This window comes from Klebsiella sp. LY (assembly GCF_004010915.1).
Taxonomy (GTDB): Bacteria; Pseudomonadota; Gammaproteobacteria; order Enterobacterales; family Enterobacteriaceae; genus Klebsiella; species Klebsiella quasipneumoniae.
In genome coordinates, this window is record NZ_CP022441.1 from 64,516 (window position 1) to 78,613 (window position 14,098).

The following is a 14,098-nucleotide window of genomic DNA, read 5'->3' on the forward strand; positions in this document are numbered from 1 at the left end:
GCCAATCCACTGTCGGTTGTTACGCATGGAGTCGAAACCCTATTTACCTTGGAATGAGCGGGCTCCAGTTATCCGTTGCTCTCTGCTTTGGCAGCCTGGTGGGGATACTTGCTGTACCGTTGTTTATGTTTGTAGTAGCCAGATTACATATCCATGTTGAAGAGGTACAGCTTCGAAAACGTTTCGGGTTGGAATGGGAACGCTATACCCAACGGGTTCGTCGCTGGTTATAGCAACCCCGTGGTGTTGCAGGAGACAAATAACGTCGAAATCATAAAGAAAAGAATTCATCATCCTTGAGCTTTTATATCGTAATCGTAAACCAAGTGCCGTATGTAGCCATTGAGCCAGTGCTGGTACCTTAGGGAAGGTGCGAATAAGCAGGTCATTTCTTCCCAAGCTGACTCGCTGATTAAAATTTCGCGGATCTGGGCCGATTTTTTTCCCGCAAACACATCGAATCAGCCTATTTAGGCTATTTTTTCCACCATTTCTGGCGTTATTTCCGGTTTTTACTGAGATCTCTCCCACTGACGTATCATTTGGTCCACCCGAAACAGGTTGGCCAGGGTGAATAACATCGCCAGTTGGTTATCGTTTTTCAGCAGCCCCTTGTGTCTGGCTTTCACGAAGCCGAACTGCCGCTTGATGATGCGAAACGGGTGCTCCACCCTGGCACGGATGCTGGCTTTCATGTATTCGATGTTGATGGCCGTTTTGTTCTTGCGCGGATGCTGCTTCAAGGTTTTTACCTTGCCGGGACGCTCGGCGATCAGCCAGTCCACATCCACCTCGGCCAGCTCCTCGCGCTGTGGCGCTCCTTGGTAGCCGGCATCGGCTGAGACAAATTGCTCCTCTCCATGAAGCAGATTACCCGGCTGATTGAGGTCATGCTCGTTGGCCGCGGTGGTGACCAGGCTGTGGGTCAGGCCACTCTTGGCATCGACACCAATGTGGGCCTTCATGCCAAAGTGCCACTGATTGCCTTTCTTGGTCTGATGCATCTCCGGATCGCGTTGCTGCTCTTTGTTCTTGGTCGAGCTGGGTGCCTCAATGATGGTGGCATCGACCAAGGTGCCTCGAGTCATCATGACGCCTGCTTCGGCCAGCCAGCGATTGATGGTCTTGAACAATTGGCGGGCCAGTTGATGCTGCTCCAGCAGGTGGCGGAAATTCATGATGGTGGTGCGGTCCGGCAAGGCGCTATCCAGGGATAACCGGGCAAACAGGCGCATGGAGGCGATTTCGTACAGAGCATCTTCCATCGCGCCATCGCTCAGGTTGTACCAATGCTGCATGCAGTGAATGCGTAGCATGGTTTCCAGCGGATAAGGTCGCCGGCCATTACCAGCCTTGGGTTAAAACGGCTCGATGACTTCCACCATGTTTTGCCATGGCAGAATCTGCTCAATGCGGGACAAGAAAATCTCTTTTCTGGTCTGACGGCGCTTACTGCTGAATTCACTGTCGGCGAAGGTAAGTTGATGACTCATGATGAACCCTGTTCCATGGCTCCAGATGACAAACATGATCTCATATCAGGGACTTGTTCGCACCTTCCATAGCTAAACATGATTTCCCCATCAAACAGTAAGTCGTGTCAATTCCTAGAGTTAACACATTTCTGATCATGACTCACACGTTACGTTCAGTCGGTAGCCATCTGTGCAAAAAATGCGCTTAGCGTAGGATAATTTCCTTTTTCCAAGCGGACCCCAGGTTGTACCAATGCAGCATGCAGTGAATACGCAGCATGGTCTCCAGCGGATAGGGCCGTCGGCCATTGCCCGCCTTGGGATAAAACGGCTCGATGACAGCGGTCATATTCTGCCATGGCAGAATCTGCTCCATGCGGGAGAGGAAAATCTCTTTTCGGGTCTGACGGCGCTTAGTGCTGAATTCACTGTCGGCGAAGGTAAGTTGATGACTCATAATGAACCCTGTTCCATGGCTCCAGATGACAAACATGATCTCATATCAGGGACTTGTTCGCACCTTCCTTAGGGAATGTCTAAAATAGCGAAGCCATAGCATAGAATTTTTAATGGCATTATGATCAGGACATAAAGGACTTCATGCAGGGAAAAAATATCCCAAAAGAAACTGGTCATGTCAGCACACCAAAGGATCCTCGCCGGATCCTTTGGTTTTTCTCAGCCACAATCGCTTAACGTGAGTTTTCGTTCCACTGAGCGTCAGACCCCTATCACTGGAGAGCATAAAAAATATTGGGGCAGCGTGAGCTATGCTGCCATCGCTGGTCCCTTCCCGTCACTTTGAAAACCCGGATACCAGCAGACAAATTTATCCTGCAGTTCGTTATTCAAAACGGCGGTCCGGGTCTGTAACAAATAATGAGCCCCTTTTCTGCTCCACTGCATCTGCTGCTTTTTGGCCATTCGTCTGGCGATCACTTCATTGATCGTGGATTCCACAAACGCGGTTGATACCGGCTCTCCGTACCGACGCATTTCGCCGTAGTTTGGGATCATCATCTTATTATTCCGGATGTAGGTATACATTTCATCCAGATGTTTTTGCAGGGATTTCAGGCTAGGATAGCTGAGTTCAGGGTCATCGCAATACATAACGCAATTATCAATATGTTCCAGCGCAGCGACAACATTGCCATGCCAGAGATATCGTTTAATGCTTTCCAGCAGTGCCAGAACTTTACTCCCCGCCTCTGGATCTGATACCAGCAGTCCCCGGGCATATTGCATGAGCACCGTCAGCCTCATGGTGATATGAAACCAGTCCAGCACATGCGTTGACTCAGGGTACATACCGAACTGGAGGTCCCTGAGATTATCCGCGCCGTCGGACAGAAAAAATATCTGCTGGTTGGCCTGCATTCCCTGCGCTGAAAGGTGGGTCATGAGCCTGCGTTCCGGATGACAGTCATCCTTCTGAACAAAACCGAAGCGGCGGGTGTCAGCAGGCGCACCAACGGAAAAAGACTTCCCGGCAATAATTTCAAAATTACGCTTTTTGTCATCCCGATCGCGAACATAACCACCATCTATACCCACCACAAGCGGTTTTCCTGGCCTGGGCAGGTTCCCCCAGTCGCGGGGGCAGCCGGAAAGAAAACCTGAATGAGCTTCAGCCTCAGCGTCAAGACGCTGCGCCACCTGGCATAAATGATTCCTCACCGTTGAGGCATTCAGGCTGTGGCCCACCGGCAGAATATCTTTCAGCAGACGAGTCGTCATTTCATAGGAGATCATCGAGGCCCAGCGGGTTTCAATATATTTCAGTGCCGGGTGAGAATAATCGCCGGCCCAGTCGCTGAGCAAACTGACTGTCTTTGTATCACTCTCTTCACAACGGCACCGGTACACCCGAAGCCCGGATACCGGAATAACGCCAAACAGCGTCCGGTACCGTATTTTCTGTTTGCCTTTGATTCTGCGCGCAGCAAGGCAGTGAGGGCACCGGATATGGTGTTGAGTATATTCGTCTGCCTGCAGCTGGACCACCGACTGCTGGACCGTATTCAGCAACAGCTTGGATTCTGACACCGATAATCCGATGTCGTTCCGGGTCTCCCCTGATTTCTGGATTGTCATCAGTTCCTCCGTTCGACTGGAGCCTGATTCATCGGTGATGACTATCTGGAGCGTCAGTTGCATCATTGCCTCCTGCTGTGGTGGATGACTATCTCCCGGCTACTGGTTGTTCATCTGGTGACGAAGCTTATAATATGTGGAAACGCCAAGGCCCGCATGGTCGCAGGCGATCCTGAGCCTGACCCCTCTGCTTCTGAGTGCGTCAATTTCCTGGATCTTTTTGATATCGGCGCCGGGGCGCCCTGTTTTTTCACCCCGTGCTTTTTTCGCGGCGATGCCGTCGGCCTGCCTTTCCTTCAGTAAGGCTCGTTCAAACTGGCTGAATGCCGACATCATGTGCAGCTGCAGTTCCTGCATCGGATTGTTTGTGCCGGCGCTGAACGTCAGCTGCTCTTTCAGAAAAATAAGGGTAACGCCCTGGTCACGAAGCCGGGTGGTGACAGCGCACATATCCGACATATTCCGGCAAAGGCGATCGATGGAATGAACCAGAAGCGTATCACCAGGGCGTAATTGCCCCAGGAGTTCCTGTAACCCCGGGCGGTTTGTGTCCTTCGCGCTGGCATGCTCAACACAAATTTTATCAGGCTGAAAACCCGCCTTTGACAATGCCTCTTCCTGACGGGCCGTATTCTGATCGGCCGAGCTTACCCTGATGTAGGCATATTGCACGCAAAACCTCCGGAAGGTCTTTAAACATCATAGAGATTTAAAGAATAATCCATAAACACTGATTTAGGGAGGTTTATAGACATTTTTTCGGGGATCTGAGAGGCATGCTGAAAACGTATACCTTTATAGACATCAGTCAGCGACGACGGCCCAGCCAGATAACTTCAGGCTCCAGTACCGGAGATGCAAGGTCGAGCCTGCTCAGTTGCCGGTTGATTTTGTGGCGGTTGAACCTGACAGCATCCAGGTCGTCAGCAAAAGGGCGGATCTCGCCGACCGTTGTTTCATCATCCGCATTAACGATAGCTTCAAGAAACGCCAGGGTTTTATCGAACTCATCCGCAGCTGTGGCTCCGGGCATACCATGGCCGCTTATACAAAACGGCGCTTTCAGCGTAGAGTTTTCATAAATGGCCTCAACACGAATGTCATGAAGCCAGTGCTCAAAGAAATTGTATTCATAGGTAAAGCGATCGCCAGCATCAAAAGCAAAATCATCAATCACGACCCGGAACGGATTATCGACAAAACCGATGCCTCCTTCGTAGGAGATACCGTAATCTTTGCCATAAATGTGAAATTGATGGAGATGGTCGTCCCCCCAGCCCTGCACTATCTGGAAAATGAAGTGAAGCGCGGCCAGTGACGTGTCGGCAGCAATTCTCAGCCGACGCCAGACCATCGGACTGACTCCATGAACTGCTATTTTGATGACGTAGATCTTCATAGTCAGCAGGTATTGTTATGAAATGATGGTGGTTATTTTAACCCCTGTAGATGGCATCATTCGATGGCTGCCCCGAGGTTTTTCATGCTCTCCGATCTGGATGATGCAATAAATTTGAGCGTGAAGCCCCCGGCGACTGCAGGCCAGCGCCAGTTCATATTCATTCAGCGCCAGAAACTCCAGCCGCTGTGCATCATCGAAATCAGGTAGACCATAGAGCGCTTCCTGCTCGGCGTCCGAAAGAATACTGAGGAGCTTATTTTTAGTAGGCATCTCTGATCCTTATGCCTATTTAAACGCGCTTGTCACATTATCATTAACATAGAACCTTTACGTGTCATAATTTAAATTACGGGTAATGTGACTACCGTTGACAGATTATGGTACCCAAATCAGAATGTCACATAATCGAACGTATATGTGACAGAGGAAATATGTTCATCGGATATATTCGGATGTCAAAAGCGGATGGTTCGCAGACGAATGATTTACAACGTGATGCACTGATCGCCGCAGGTGTTGATGCCGCACATTTTTATGAGGACCGGGCATCGGGCAAACGAGAAGAGCGTCCTGGACTTACAGCCTGTCTGAAAGCACTACGACCCGGAGACACGCTGGTCGTATGGAAGCTGGACCGCCTCGGTCGTGATCTTCGTCATCTCATTAATACAGTGCACGACCTGACCGCGAGGGGGACCGGTCTGAAAGTGCTGACCGGTCACGGGGCGACTATCGACACAACAACGGCCGCTGGCAAGCTTGTCTTCGGTATCTTTGCCGCACTGGCGGAGTTTGAGCGCGAACTGATTGCTGAAAGAACGACTGCAGGTCTGGCATCAGCAAGAGCCCGTGGGCGGAACGGCGGCCGACCTTATAAAATGACGCCAGTCAAACTGCGACTGGCAATGGCATCAATGGGACAATCAGAAACAAAGGTCAGTACGCTATGCCAGGAACTTGGGATAACCCGGCAAACTTTGTACAGGCATATTTCCCCTGTTGGTCAACTGCGGGCGGACGGGATCAAGCTGTTCAACCGTGGATAATTTGAACGGACGGAAAAATCTGGGGTTCCGGCGTAGTACCCCTATCACCTCCACATTTTTGCAACAGTGCCTTATAAATGGCAGCCTTATGTTTACTTGCCAAGATGGGCTACCATATGATGTTTTATACTGAGCAATATTAATATTATCTTTAATGGAAAAATTAAGCCCACTAAGTGACCCACTGCTATATGGCTCTATTGTGAAGACGCCTGAGGGTAAAAATTTATACATGGTTGTCCCTATGTCTATTATTGCAAGGTTGACAATATTATTCGTTTTATAAATTTGAGCGTTTAAAATCACACATCAAAGCAATTAGTCAGGATAAACAACAATACCCAGTGCTTCGAGAATCAGTTCTTGCTGCCAGGCTGCAATTTTGATACCTGATGTATCGACTTTGCGGGGATCTAAACCGTCGAGTTCGGCGTGGCATAAATTGGCACCCTGTAGGCTAAATTGCCCCCAGACATCTTCGGAAAAAACACCTCGACTTAAGTCTGACTCTTTCAGTGATGCACCCGCTAGGTTCGTTCCTATCCAGCGATTTTCAAACAACTCACATTTTTCTAAACAAACCCTCTCCATATTGGCATAGGAAAGATTACATCCAGAAATAAATGCTGAGCAAAAGTACATACGATTACTCACTTGATGGGCAAAGTTTGTTCGGGAAAAGTTGGCACCTTTTAAATCACACGCACGGAACTCTATACCGTAGCAATTGGCATTACTGAAGTTTGCCATCGCAAGTTGGCATTGTTGGAAACTTGCATCACGAAGATCTGCGACATCAAAGTGGCAGCCTTCGATATCACCCTGTTCAATGAACTTGCAGTTGACGAATGTCGTATCACGCAAGTTAGCACGTCGAAAGTCGCTGCGAATGAATGTGCAAGCGGTGAAGGTGAGATCACTTAAGTCTTTATGTGAAAAGTTGTGGTGCCGATATGTATGATTGTAGGTTTCCATGAGTACTCCTTGTTGAAAGGAGGGCTAGACTACCATTATACATATGCCAAGACATTAAAATAAAAGCCTGTTACATCAACACATTACAACCCCTCAATTTACCTGTTTTAAGTGGTCAAATTGGCGCGTAGAGCGCCTATCGCTCTTGCATTGGCACGCGGCCCTGTTGAAAAAAGTTATTCGCTTTAGATAGGGTTAGGAGAGCCGTGCTTCGCCGGTAAAAAATCGGACTATCCGACGCAGGGCGGACTCATCGGCGGAGAAGCAAACTTTGACTATATCTCCCTACACTTGGAAGAGGGCTAGACTGGCCCCATAGATCACCAGACACTTCGACTCTCTTAAAATAAGAGGTAGTCTTGGAACTATGTTTAATACCAGTCAGAACGATAAGATGGTTGGAGTGTTATCAGGACCTGAGCGGCGTCGGCGTCGTACACCGCAGGAAAAAATTGCCATTATTCAGCAGACTATGGAGCCCGGTATGACCGTGTCTCATGTCGCGCGCCTGCATGGCATCAATGCAAACCAGATATTCAAATGGCGCAAGCAATATTAAGACGGTTCACTGACGGCTGTTGCATCGGGCGAGGAAGTGGTGCCGGCCTCCGAACTCGCTGCCGCCAATAAGCAAATTCGCGAACTCCAGCGCCTTCTGGGCAAAAAGACGATGGAAGCCGAGATACTCAAAGAGGCCGTGGAGTTCGGCCGGGCAAAAAAATGGATTGCGCATGCGCCCTCGTTGCCTGGGAACGACGAATAAGCGACGTTTGCAGAAGTCTTGGCGTGTCGCGTGCGCAGTTGAGCATTCGGGTTCACCGGCCATCTGACTGACAGGATCGCAGACGGCAGCCCCGTTCTGACGATACCACCGTATTGTCCCGGATAAACATGGCGGTGGCTGACCTGCCGACGTATGGTTATCGCCGTGTGTGGGCGCTGCTGCGACGGGAGTCGGAGCGGGACGGCCTGCCTGTGGTTAATGCAAAGCGGGTGTATCGCATTATGAGAACGCATAATCTGCTTCGGCACTGTTGCAAAGTTAGCGATGAGGCAGCCTTTTGTCTTATTCAAAGGCCTTACATTTCAAAAACTCTGCTTACCAGGCGCATTTCGCCCAGGGGATCACCATAATAAAATGCTGAGGCCTGGCCTTTGCGTAGTGCACGCATCACCTCAATACCTTTGATGGTGGCGTAAGCCGTCTTCATGGATTTAAATCCCAGCGTGGCGCCGATTATCCGTTTCAGTTTGCCATGATCGCATTCAATCACGTTGTTCCGGTACTTAATCTGTCGGTGTTCAACGTCAGACGGGCACCGGCCTTCGCGTTTGAGCAGAGCAAGCGCGCGACCATAGGCGGGCGCTTTATCCGTGTTGATGAATCGCGGGATCTGCCACTTCTTCACGTTGTTGAGGATTTTACCCAGAAACCGGTATGCAGCTTTGCTGTTACGACGGGAGGAGAGATAAAAATCGACAGTGCGGCCCCGGCTGTCGACGGCCCGGTACAGATACGCCCAGCGGCCATTGACCTTCACGTAGGTTTCATCCATGTGCCACGGGCAAAGATCGGAAGGGTTACGCCAGTACCAGCGCAGCCGTTTTTCCATTTCAGGCGCATAACGCTGAACCCAGCGGTAAATCGTGGAGTGATCGACATTCACTCCGCGTTCAGCCAGCATCTCCTGCAGCTCACGGTAACTGATGCCGTATTTGCAGTACCAGCGTACGGCCCACAGAATGATGTCACGCTGAAAATGCCGGCCTTTGAATGGGTTCATGTGCAGCTCCATCAGCAAAAGGGGATGATAAGTTTATCACCACCGACTATTTGCAACAGTGCCAAGCGCGGTGTCCGGAATTTCAGGTTTGTGTCTCTACAAAGACTAACTATCAGAAAAACTCATCGAGCATCAAATGAAACTGCAATTTATTCATATCAGGATTATCAATACCATATTTTTGAAAAAGCCGTTTCTGTAATGAAGGAGAAAACTCACCGAGGCAGTTCCATAGGATGGCAAGATCCTGGTATCGGTCTGCGATTCCGACTCGTCCAACATCAATACAACCTATTAATTTCCCCTCGTCAAAAATAAGGTTATCAAGTGAGAAATCACCATGAGTGACGACTGAATCCGGTGAGAATGGCAAAAGCTTATGCATTTCTTTCCAGACTTGTTCAACAGGCCAGCCATTACGCTCGTCATCAAAATCACTAGCATCAACCAAACCGTTATTCATTCGTGATTGCGCCTGAGCGAGACGAAATACGCGATCGCTGTTAAAAGGACAATTACAAACAGGAATCGAATGCAACCGGCGCAGGAACACTGCCAGCGCATCAACAATATTTTCACCTGAATCAGGATATTCTTCTAATACCTGGAATGCTGTTTTCCCGGGGATCGCAGTGGTGAGTAACCATGCATCATCAGGAGTACGGATAAAATGCTTGATGGTCGGAAGAGGCATAAATGCCGTCAGCCAGTTTAGTCTGACCATCTCATCTGTAACATCATTGGCAACGCTACCTTTGCCATGTTTCAGAAACAACTCTGGCGCATTGGGCTTCCCATACAATCGATAGATTGTCGCACCTGATTGCCCGACATTATCGCGAGCCCATCTATACCCATATAAATCAGCATCCAGGTTGGAATTTAATCGCGGCCTCGAGCAAGACGTTTCCCGTTGAATATGGCTCATAACACCCCTTGTATTACTGTTTATGTAAGCAGACAGTTTTATTGTTCATGATGATATATTTTTATCGGCACTGTTGCAAATAGTCGGTGGTGATAAACTTATCATCCCCTTTTGCTGATGGAGCTGCACATGAACCCATTCAAAGGCCGGCATTTTCAGCGTGACATCATTCTGTGGGCCGTACGCTGGTACTGCAAATACGGCACTGTTGCAAAGTTAGCGATGAGGCAGCCTTTTGTCTTATTCAAAGGCCTTACATTTCAAAAACTCTGCTTACCAGGCGCATTTCGCCCAGGGGATCACCATAATAAAATGCTGAGGCCTGGCCTTTGCGTAGTGCACGCATCACCTCAATACCTTTGATGGTGGCGTAAGCCGTCTTCATGGATTTAAATCCCAGCGTGGCGTTGATTATCCGTTTCAGTTTGCCATGATCGCATTCAATCACGTTGTTCCGGTACTTAATCTGTCGGTGTTCAACGTCAGACGGGCACCGGCCTTCGCGTTTGAGCAGAGCAAGCGCGCGACCATAGGCGGGCGCTTTATCCGTGTTGATGAATCGCGGGATCTGCCACTTCTTCACGTTGTTGAGGATTTTACCCAGAAACCGGTATGCAGCTTTGCTGTTACGACGGGAGGAGAGATAAAAATCGACAGTGCGGCCCCGGCTGTCGACGGCCCGGTACAGATACGCCCAGCGGCCATTGACCTTCACGTAGGTTTCATCCATGTGCCACGGGCAAAGATCGGAAGGGTTACGCCAGTACCAGCGCAGCCGTTTTTCCATTTCAGGCGCATAACGCTGAACCCAGCGGTAAATCGTGGAGTGATCGACATTCACTCCGCGTTCAGCCAGCATCTCCTGCAGCTCACGGTAACTGATGCCGTATTTGCAGTACCAGCGTACGGCCCACAGAATGATGTCACGCTGAAAATGCCGGCCTTTGAATGGGTTCATGTGCAGCTCCATCAGCAAAAGGGGATGATAAGTTTATCACCACCGACTATTTGCAACAGTGCCAAGCGCGGTGTCCGGAATTTCAGGTTTGTGTCTCTACAAAGACTAACTATCAGAAAAACTCATCGAGCATCAAATGAAACTGCAATTTATTCATATCAGGATTATCAGTTATTGTATATATGTACATCAGCACCGGAGAAAACTAAAACCCCAGGCTCTACCCCACAAATACTTGCTAGAATATGCGTTAATAACGCGTAACTTGTTATGTTAAAGGGCAGGCCTAAATATGAGTCGATCGAACGCTGGTACCACATAGCATCTAGGTACGTAACTCCGCTACTTACGCGAAGCTTACACTGGTAAAGCACATGGCACGGGGGTAATGTCATTAAATGTAGTGCTGCAGGGTTCCACGCACTCATTAGGTGACGTCTGCCAAACACTCCAGATACTAAATCCAGTTGCAGCCCTTCGACTATACTCTGTAGCTGGTCTACCCCACTAAAGTCCCTCCATTGACTACCATAAATCGGACCAAGCTCCCCACCGGAGTAACCCAATGCCTTACCTTGGTTTTCGTAATTATCATCCCAAATAGTTCGTTTTGTGCTTCCCGCTCCATGGGTTAGTTCTCTTAATCTATCAACATTAGTAGACCCCTCTAAAAACCACAATAGCTCACCTACTACGGCCTTCCATGCTAGGCCTTTACATGTAGTGGTGGGGAAGCCTTTCTGTAGGTCGAACTTTAGCATTGCTCCCCAAATAGAGGTTGTACCTACCCCAGTACGGTCTTTTGACGTATTACCAGACGTTTGTATCTCTTGTAGTAGTTCCCTATAGTTACGCATAGTATAACTCCATATGTGCTGCTTCGTCTTTGAATATGGTTGTTTTATTTTCCAGACCTCTAACGTAAGTAAGTTCTTCTTCGTCTAGGAAGGTATCGGCAACTGGAGACCCTTTAAAGGTAGTCATATATATTTTTTCTGCCCCCTTTAAGACATCTAATGTAATTAGAGATTTCCCGCCTATTACTGTTAAGTTCCTACCTGTACTAGTATAGAACTTATAGAAATCTTTGCGCTTAATTACATGTACGAAAGGATTGTTGCTAACTACCGTATTACTCACCACAATGAAGTTTCTAGCTTCTGACGGATATATAGGTAGCGTCGTATACGTTGCTGCCCCCATTACTAAGTCTGTACGTTGAGTTAGTTTATAGAACCACGCTAGGTCCTCAGAGTGACGGGGCCAAGGTAGGCCCCCTTGGTGGCCAAATGCCCCGTTTTCTGCTACTGCAAATATAACTTGTTTAGTCATTAATCCGTAACTCCATAAGTAGCCTATCCATTTCTTCCTTAGACACACTAGACACTGAATTAACTAGATAGTTGGTTATTTGAATTTCCTGTGCAGCTGATTGTACTAGAGAAGAGTCTATATACCTTTCCATGTACTTTAATGGGGGTATAGGAAGTATAAACCACCTTTTTGCTCCTCATCCGAAGTATCTTACCTGAAATTCCCTCACTCGTTTACCGCTCAAGCCCCAATTTTAACTGCCGGTCCAGCCTAAACCGCTCTAATAAGGTTCGATTTGGCGGTAAAATCTCTAGCCTGATAGCTCGAGAGATACAAACTGCCCCACCGCCCCGTTTAAAAGTTGGCAGTGTTGAGCAGTGTTGGATTTGGGGTCGTCAGTCAAAGAGACGACTCTGTGATGGATCGAACAGGCTGGGAGTCAGTGGCGGCGCTCGTTCTGGTGGCAGCTCACGCTGCTTGGCGGCATTCGCCTTGGCTGTTTTCTGTTTCAGATGCTTGAGAATCTGCTCAATGACCTTCGGATCTTCGATGCTGGCAATCACTTTGACGTGACCGCCGCAGTGTTCGCAGACTTCAATATCAATATTGAAGACTCGCTTGAGGCGTTGCATCCAGGTCATGGCGCGGTGGCGCTCTGCAGGACTCTTGTCACGCCAGTTAGTATCGAGACCTTCCGATTTGTCGGGCTTCTTGCCCCGCTTGGCGGGTGTTACTTGAACTCGGTGTTTGCTGTTCGGTGCAAAGACGCCGTGGAAGCGTGTGAGGTTGACTCGCGGCTTAGGTACCAACGCAGCGAGTTTGGCGATGAAGTCCAGCGGCTCGAAGATCACATGGGTGGTGCCATTGCGGTACGGAGTTTTGAGCTCGTAACGCACCTGCCCATTGGCGGTTAATGCCAGACGTTTTTCTGAAACCGCTGGCCGACTAATGTAGCGACACAAGCGCTCAAGCTTATCCCGCTGATGCGCTTCGGCCATCACACCGGCGTGTAGCGAGAAACCAGCATGGTTGGCTACTCGACTGCTTGAGTCGGCTTTATCCTCACGCCCTGGCAAGGTTTGCAGGGTGAAGACTTTGCGCCCTTGCTGGGGGCCGACGGCAATGCGATACGTAACCGAAGCACCATGTAATTGAGTCAGCGTATCGTCTTCGCCCTCTTCCAGTGTCAACCACGTATTCTCGGCATCACGCTCCAAAATCCCACGCTTTTCCATGCAGCGAGCGATGCGATGGCTGAGGGTGTGAGCGAGCGTATTCAGCTCATCGTAAGTGGGTGCCTTGACACGATGGAAGCGTTGCTTGCCATAGTCATCTTCGGCATAGACACCATCGAGAAACAGCATGTGGTAGTGGACATTGAGATTTAGCGCGGAGCCAAAGCGTTGGATAAGAGTCACTGAGCCAGTTTGTGCAGAGGCTTTGGTGTAACCGGCTTTTTTGATCAGATGAGTTGAGAGTGTACGATAGACGATACTCAAGACCTGGCCCATCAGCTGGGGATGGCGAGCCAGCAAAAAGCGTAGCTGGAAAGGAAAGCTGAGCACCCACTGGCGAATGGGCTCCTTGGGGAAGACTTCGTCTATCAGCAGCGCCGCACTCTCGGCCATCCGGCGGGCACCGCAGCTAGGGCAAAAGCCGCGTCGTTTACAGCTGAAGGCGACCAGACGCTCGTGATGACAATCCTCGCAGCGAACCCGCATGAAACCATACTCCAGACGGCCACATTGGAGGAGGTCGTTGAATTCTTGTTGGATGTAGCGAGGCAGGTGTTGACCTTGGGCTTCGAGTGAGGCTTTGAAGGCTGGGTAGTGCTGCTCAACCAGCTGGTAGAGCAGCGTCTGGTCGGGTTGGTGGCGTTCGTAACCGTTTGTTTGAGTGGGCGATTGACTCGCCGTGGCGTTCCTTGCCAGCGACATGGGTATCCTCCGCTGATACTGTGGTTATGTACAGTATCAGCGGCTTGCGTTCAGACGTCCAGTCTGGCCCTAGACATCGCTAAATGCTTAACCCGCAATAGCCCTCACGAGTTGTTATCAGCCACTACCGGTTGAGCGAGAAGGTTTTGGGTTCAGGGTGCTATTGCTCCACCAATCACAAT

The 14,098-nt window shown here is 49.5% G+C and carries 12 protein-coding genes and 5 pseudogenes; 4 read left to right on the top strand and 13 right to left on the bottom strand.

Annotated features, from left to right (window positions below; genetic code table 11):
- The first annotated feature begins 53 nt into the window (after positions 1–53).
- Positions 54–233, top strand: coding sequence for a hypothetical protein (locus tag CE636_RS00405; protein WP_247753504.1), 180 nt, complete (start codon positions 54–56; stop codon positions 231–233).
- 279 nt (positions 234–512) lie between these two features.
- Here CE636_RS00405 and CE636_RS00410 read toward each other — a convergent pair.
- The 6 genes and pseudogenes from CE636_RS00410 to CE636_RS00435 form a co-directional block, all read right to left on the bottom strand.
- A pseudogene (locus CE636_RS00410) lies at positions 513–1,493 on the bottom strand (IS5 family transposase).
- 223 nt (positions 1,494–1,716) lie between these two features.
- Positions 1,717–1,932, bottom strand: a pseudogene (locus tag CE636_RS00415) (IS5/IS1182 family transposase); the annotation flags it as partial.
- Positions 1,933–2,243: 311 nt separating this feature from the next.
- On the bottom strand, positions 2,244–3,635 hold the full coding sequence (locus tag CE636_RS00420; RefSeq protein ID WP_014839878.1) for an ISKra4-like element ISKpn19 family transposase: 1,392 nt from the start codon (positions 3,633–3,635) through the stop codon (positions 2,244–2,246).
- A gap of 36 nt (positions 3,636–3,671) precedes the next feature.
- The gene (locus CE636_RS00425) at positions 3,672–4,244 is read right to left on the bottom strand and encodes a recombinase family protein (RefSeq protein ID WP_001493762.1); all 573 of its coding nucleotides are present in this window, start codon (positions 4,242–4,244) and stop codon (positions 3,672–3,674) included.
- A gap of 136 nt (positions 4,245–4,380) precedes the next feature.
- Positions 4,381–4,971: a plasmid pRiA4b ORF-3 family protein gene (locus CE636_RS00430; RefSeq protein ID WP_012477564.1), complete on the bottom strand. Its 591-nt coding sequence runs from the start codon at positions 4,969–4,971 to the stop codon at positions 4,381–4,383.
- Positions 4,972–5,061: 90 nt separating this feature from the next.
- Positions 5,062–5,244: pseudogene (locus CE636_RS00435) on the bottom strand (DUF4158 domain-containing protein); the annotation flags it as partial.
- 161 nt (positions 5,245–5,405) lie between these two features.
- Here CE636_RS00435 and CE636_RS00440 point away from each other — a divergent pair.
- Positions 5,406–6,020 (top strand): recombinase family protein, encoded by a 615-nt coding sequence (locus tag CE636_RS00440; protein WP_014839983.1) that lies wholly within the window; start codon positions 5,406–5,408, stop codon positions 6,018–6,020.
- Positions 6,021–6,338: 318 nt separating this feature from the next.
- On the opposite strand, the gene CE636_RS00445 is transcribed toward CE636_RS00440, so the two are convergent.
- Positions 6,339–6,995, bottom strand: a complete 657-nt coding sequence (locus CE636_RS00445; protein ID WP_001516695.1) for a quinolone resistance pentapeptide repeat protein QnrS1 — start codon at positions 6,993–6,995, stop codon at positions 6,339–6,341.
- A gap of 394 nt (positions 6,996–7,389) precedes the next feature.
- On the opposite strand from CE636_RS00445, the pseudogene CE636_RS00450 reads away from it, so the two are divergent.
- A pseudogene (locus CE636_RS00450) lies at positions 7,390–8,021 on the top strand (transposase); the annotation flags it as partial.
- Between the two features lie 53 nt (positions 8,022–8,074).
- Here the strand turns inward: CE636_RS00450 and CE636_RS00455 are convergent.
- Together CE636_RS00455 and CE636_RS00460 are read right to left on the bottom strand one after the other, a co-directional pair.
- A complete protein-coding gene (locus CE636_RS00455; RefSeq protein WP_001067855.1) occupies positions 8,075–8,779 on the bottom strand; it encodes an IS6-like element IS26 family transposase in 705 nt (234 codons plus the stop codon).
- A gap of 112 nt (positions 8,780–8,891) precedes the next feature.
- Complete coding sequence (locus CE636_RS00460; RefSeq protein WP_000018326.1) at positions 8,892–9,707, bottom strand: aminoglycoside O-phosphotransferase APH(3')-Ia; 816 nt, start codon at positions 9,705–9,707, stop codon at positions 8,892–8,894.
- Positions 9,708–9,836: 129 nt separating this feature from the next.
- On the opposite strand from CE636_RS00460, the pseudogene CE636_RS00465 reads away from it, so the two are divergent.
- Positions 9,837–9,911 (top strand): annotated as a pseudogene (locus CE636_RS00465) (IS6 family transposase); the annotation flags it as partial.
- A 49-nt stretch (positions 9,912–9,960) separates the two neighbouring features.
- Here the strand turns inward: CE636_RS00465 and CE636_RS00470 are convergent.
- The 4 genes from CE636_RS00470 to CE636_RS00485 form a co-directional block, all read right to left on the bottom strand.
- Positions 9,961–10,665: an IS6-like element IS26 family transposase gene (locus tag CE636_RS00470; RefSeq protein ID WP_001067858.1), complete on the bottom strand. Its 705-nt coding sequence runs from the start codon at positions 10,663–10,665 to the stop codon at positions 9,961–9,963.
- A 167-nt stretch (positions 10,666–10,832) separates the two neighbouring features.
- Positions 10,833–11,522 (bottom strand): thymidylate synthase, encoded by a 690-nt coding sequence (gene thyA, locus CE636_RS29620; RefSeq protein ID WP_017901402.1) that lies wholly within the window; start codon positions 11,520–11,522, stop codon positions 10,833–10,835.
- Positions 11,515–11,997: a dihydrofolate reductase gene (locus CE636_RS00480; RefSeq protein WP_017901403.1), complete on the bottom strand. Its 483-nt coding sequence runs from the start codon at positions 11,995–11,997 to the stop codon at positions 11,515–11,517. The genes thyA and CE636_RS00480 overlap by 8 nt, the downstream gene beginning before the upstream one ends.
- Before the next feature lie 377 nt (positions 11,998–12,374).
- Positions 12,375–13,916, bottom strand: a complete 1,542-nt coding sequence (locus CE636_RS00485; RefSeq protein WP_000050481.1) for an IS91-like element ISCR1 family transposase — start codon at positions 13,914–13,916, stop codon at positions 12,375–12,377.
- Between the last annotated feature and the right edge of the window lie 182 nt (positions 13,917–14,098).

Bases quoted from the DNA above. Each gene is read 5' to 3' on its own strand.
- CE636_RS00405 (WP_247753504.1), top strand. From the start codon at position 54: ATGAGCGGGCTCCAGTTATCCGTTGCTCTCTGCTTTGGCAGCCTGGTG.
- CE636_RS00420 (WP_014839878.1), bottom strand. From the start codon at position 3,635: ATGCAACTGACGCTCCAGATAGTCATCACCGATGAATCAGGCTCCAGT.
- CE636_RS00430 (WP_012477564.1), bottom strand. From the start codon at position 4,971: ATGAAGATCTACGTCATCAAAATAGCAGTTCATGGAGTCAGTCCGATG.
- CE636_RS00440 (WP_014839983.1), top strand. From the start codon at position 5,406: ATGTTCATCGGATATATTCGGATGTCAAAAGCGGATGGTTCGCAGACG.
- CE636_RS00445 (WP_001516695.1), bottom strand. From the start codon at position 6,995: ATGGAAACCTACAATCATACATATCGGCACCACAACTTTTCACATAAA.
- CE636_RS00455 (WP_001067855.1), bottom strand. From the start codon at position 8,779: ATGAACCCATTCAAAGGCCGGCATTTTCAGCGTGACATCATTCTGTGG.
- CE636_RS00460 (WP_000018326.1), bottom strand. From the start codon at position 9,707: ATGAGCCATATTCAACGGGAAACGTCTTGCTCGAGGCCGCGATTAAAT.
- CE636_RS00470 (WP_001067858.1), bottom strand. From the start codon at position 10,665: ATGAACCCATTCAAAGGCCGGCATTTTCAGCGTGACATCATTCTGTGG.
- thyA (WP_017901402.1), bottom strand. From the start codon at position 11,522: ATGCGTAACTATAGGGAACTACTACAAGAGATACAAACGTCTGGTAAT.
- CE636_RS00480 (WP_017901403.1), bottom strand. From the start codon at position 11,997: ATGACTAAACAAGTTATATTTGCAGTAGCAGAAAACGGGGCATTTGGC.
- CE636_RS00485 (WP_000050481.1), bottom strand. From the start codon at position 13,916: ATGTCGCTGGCAAGGAACGCCACGGCGAGTCAATCGCCCACTCAAACA.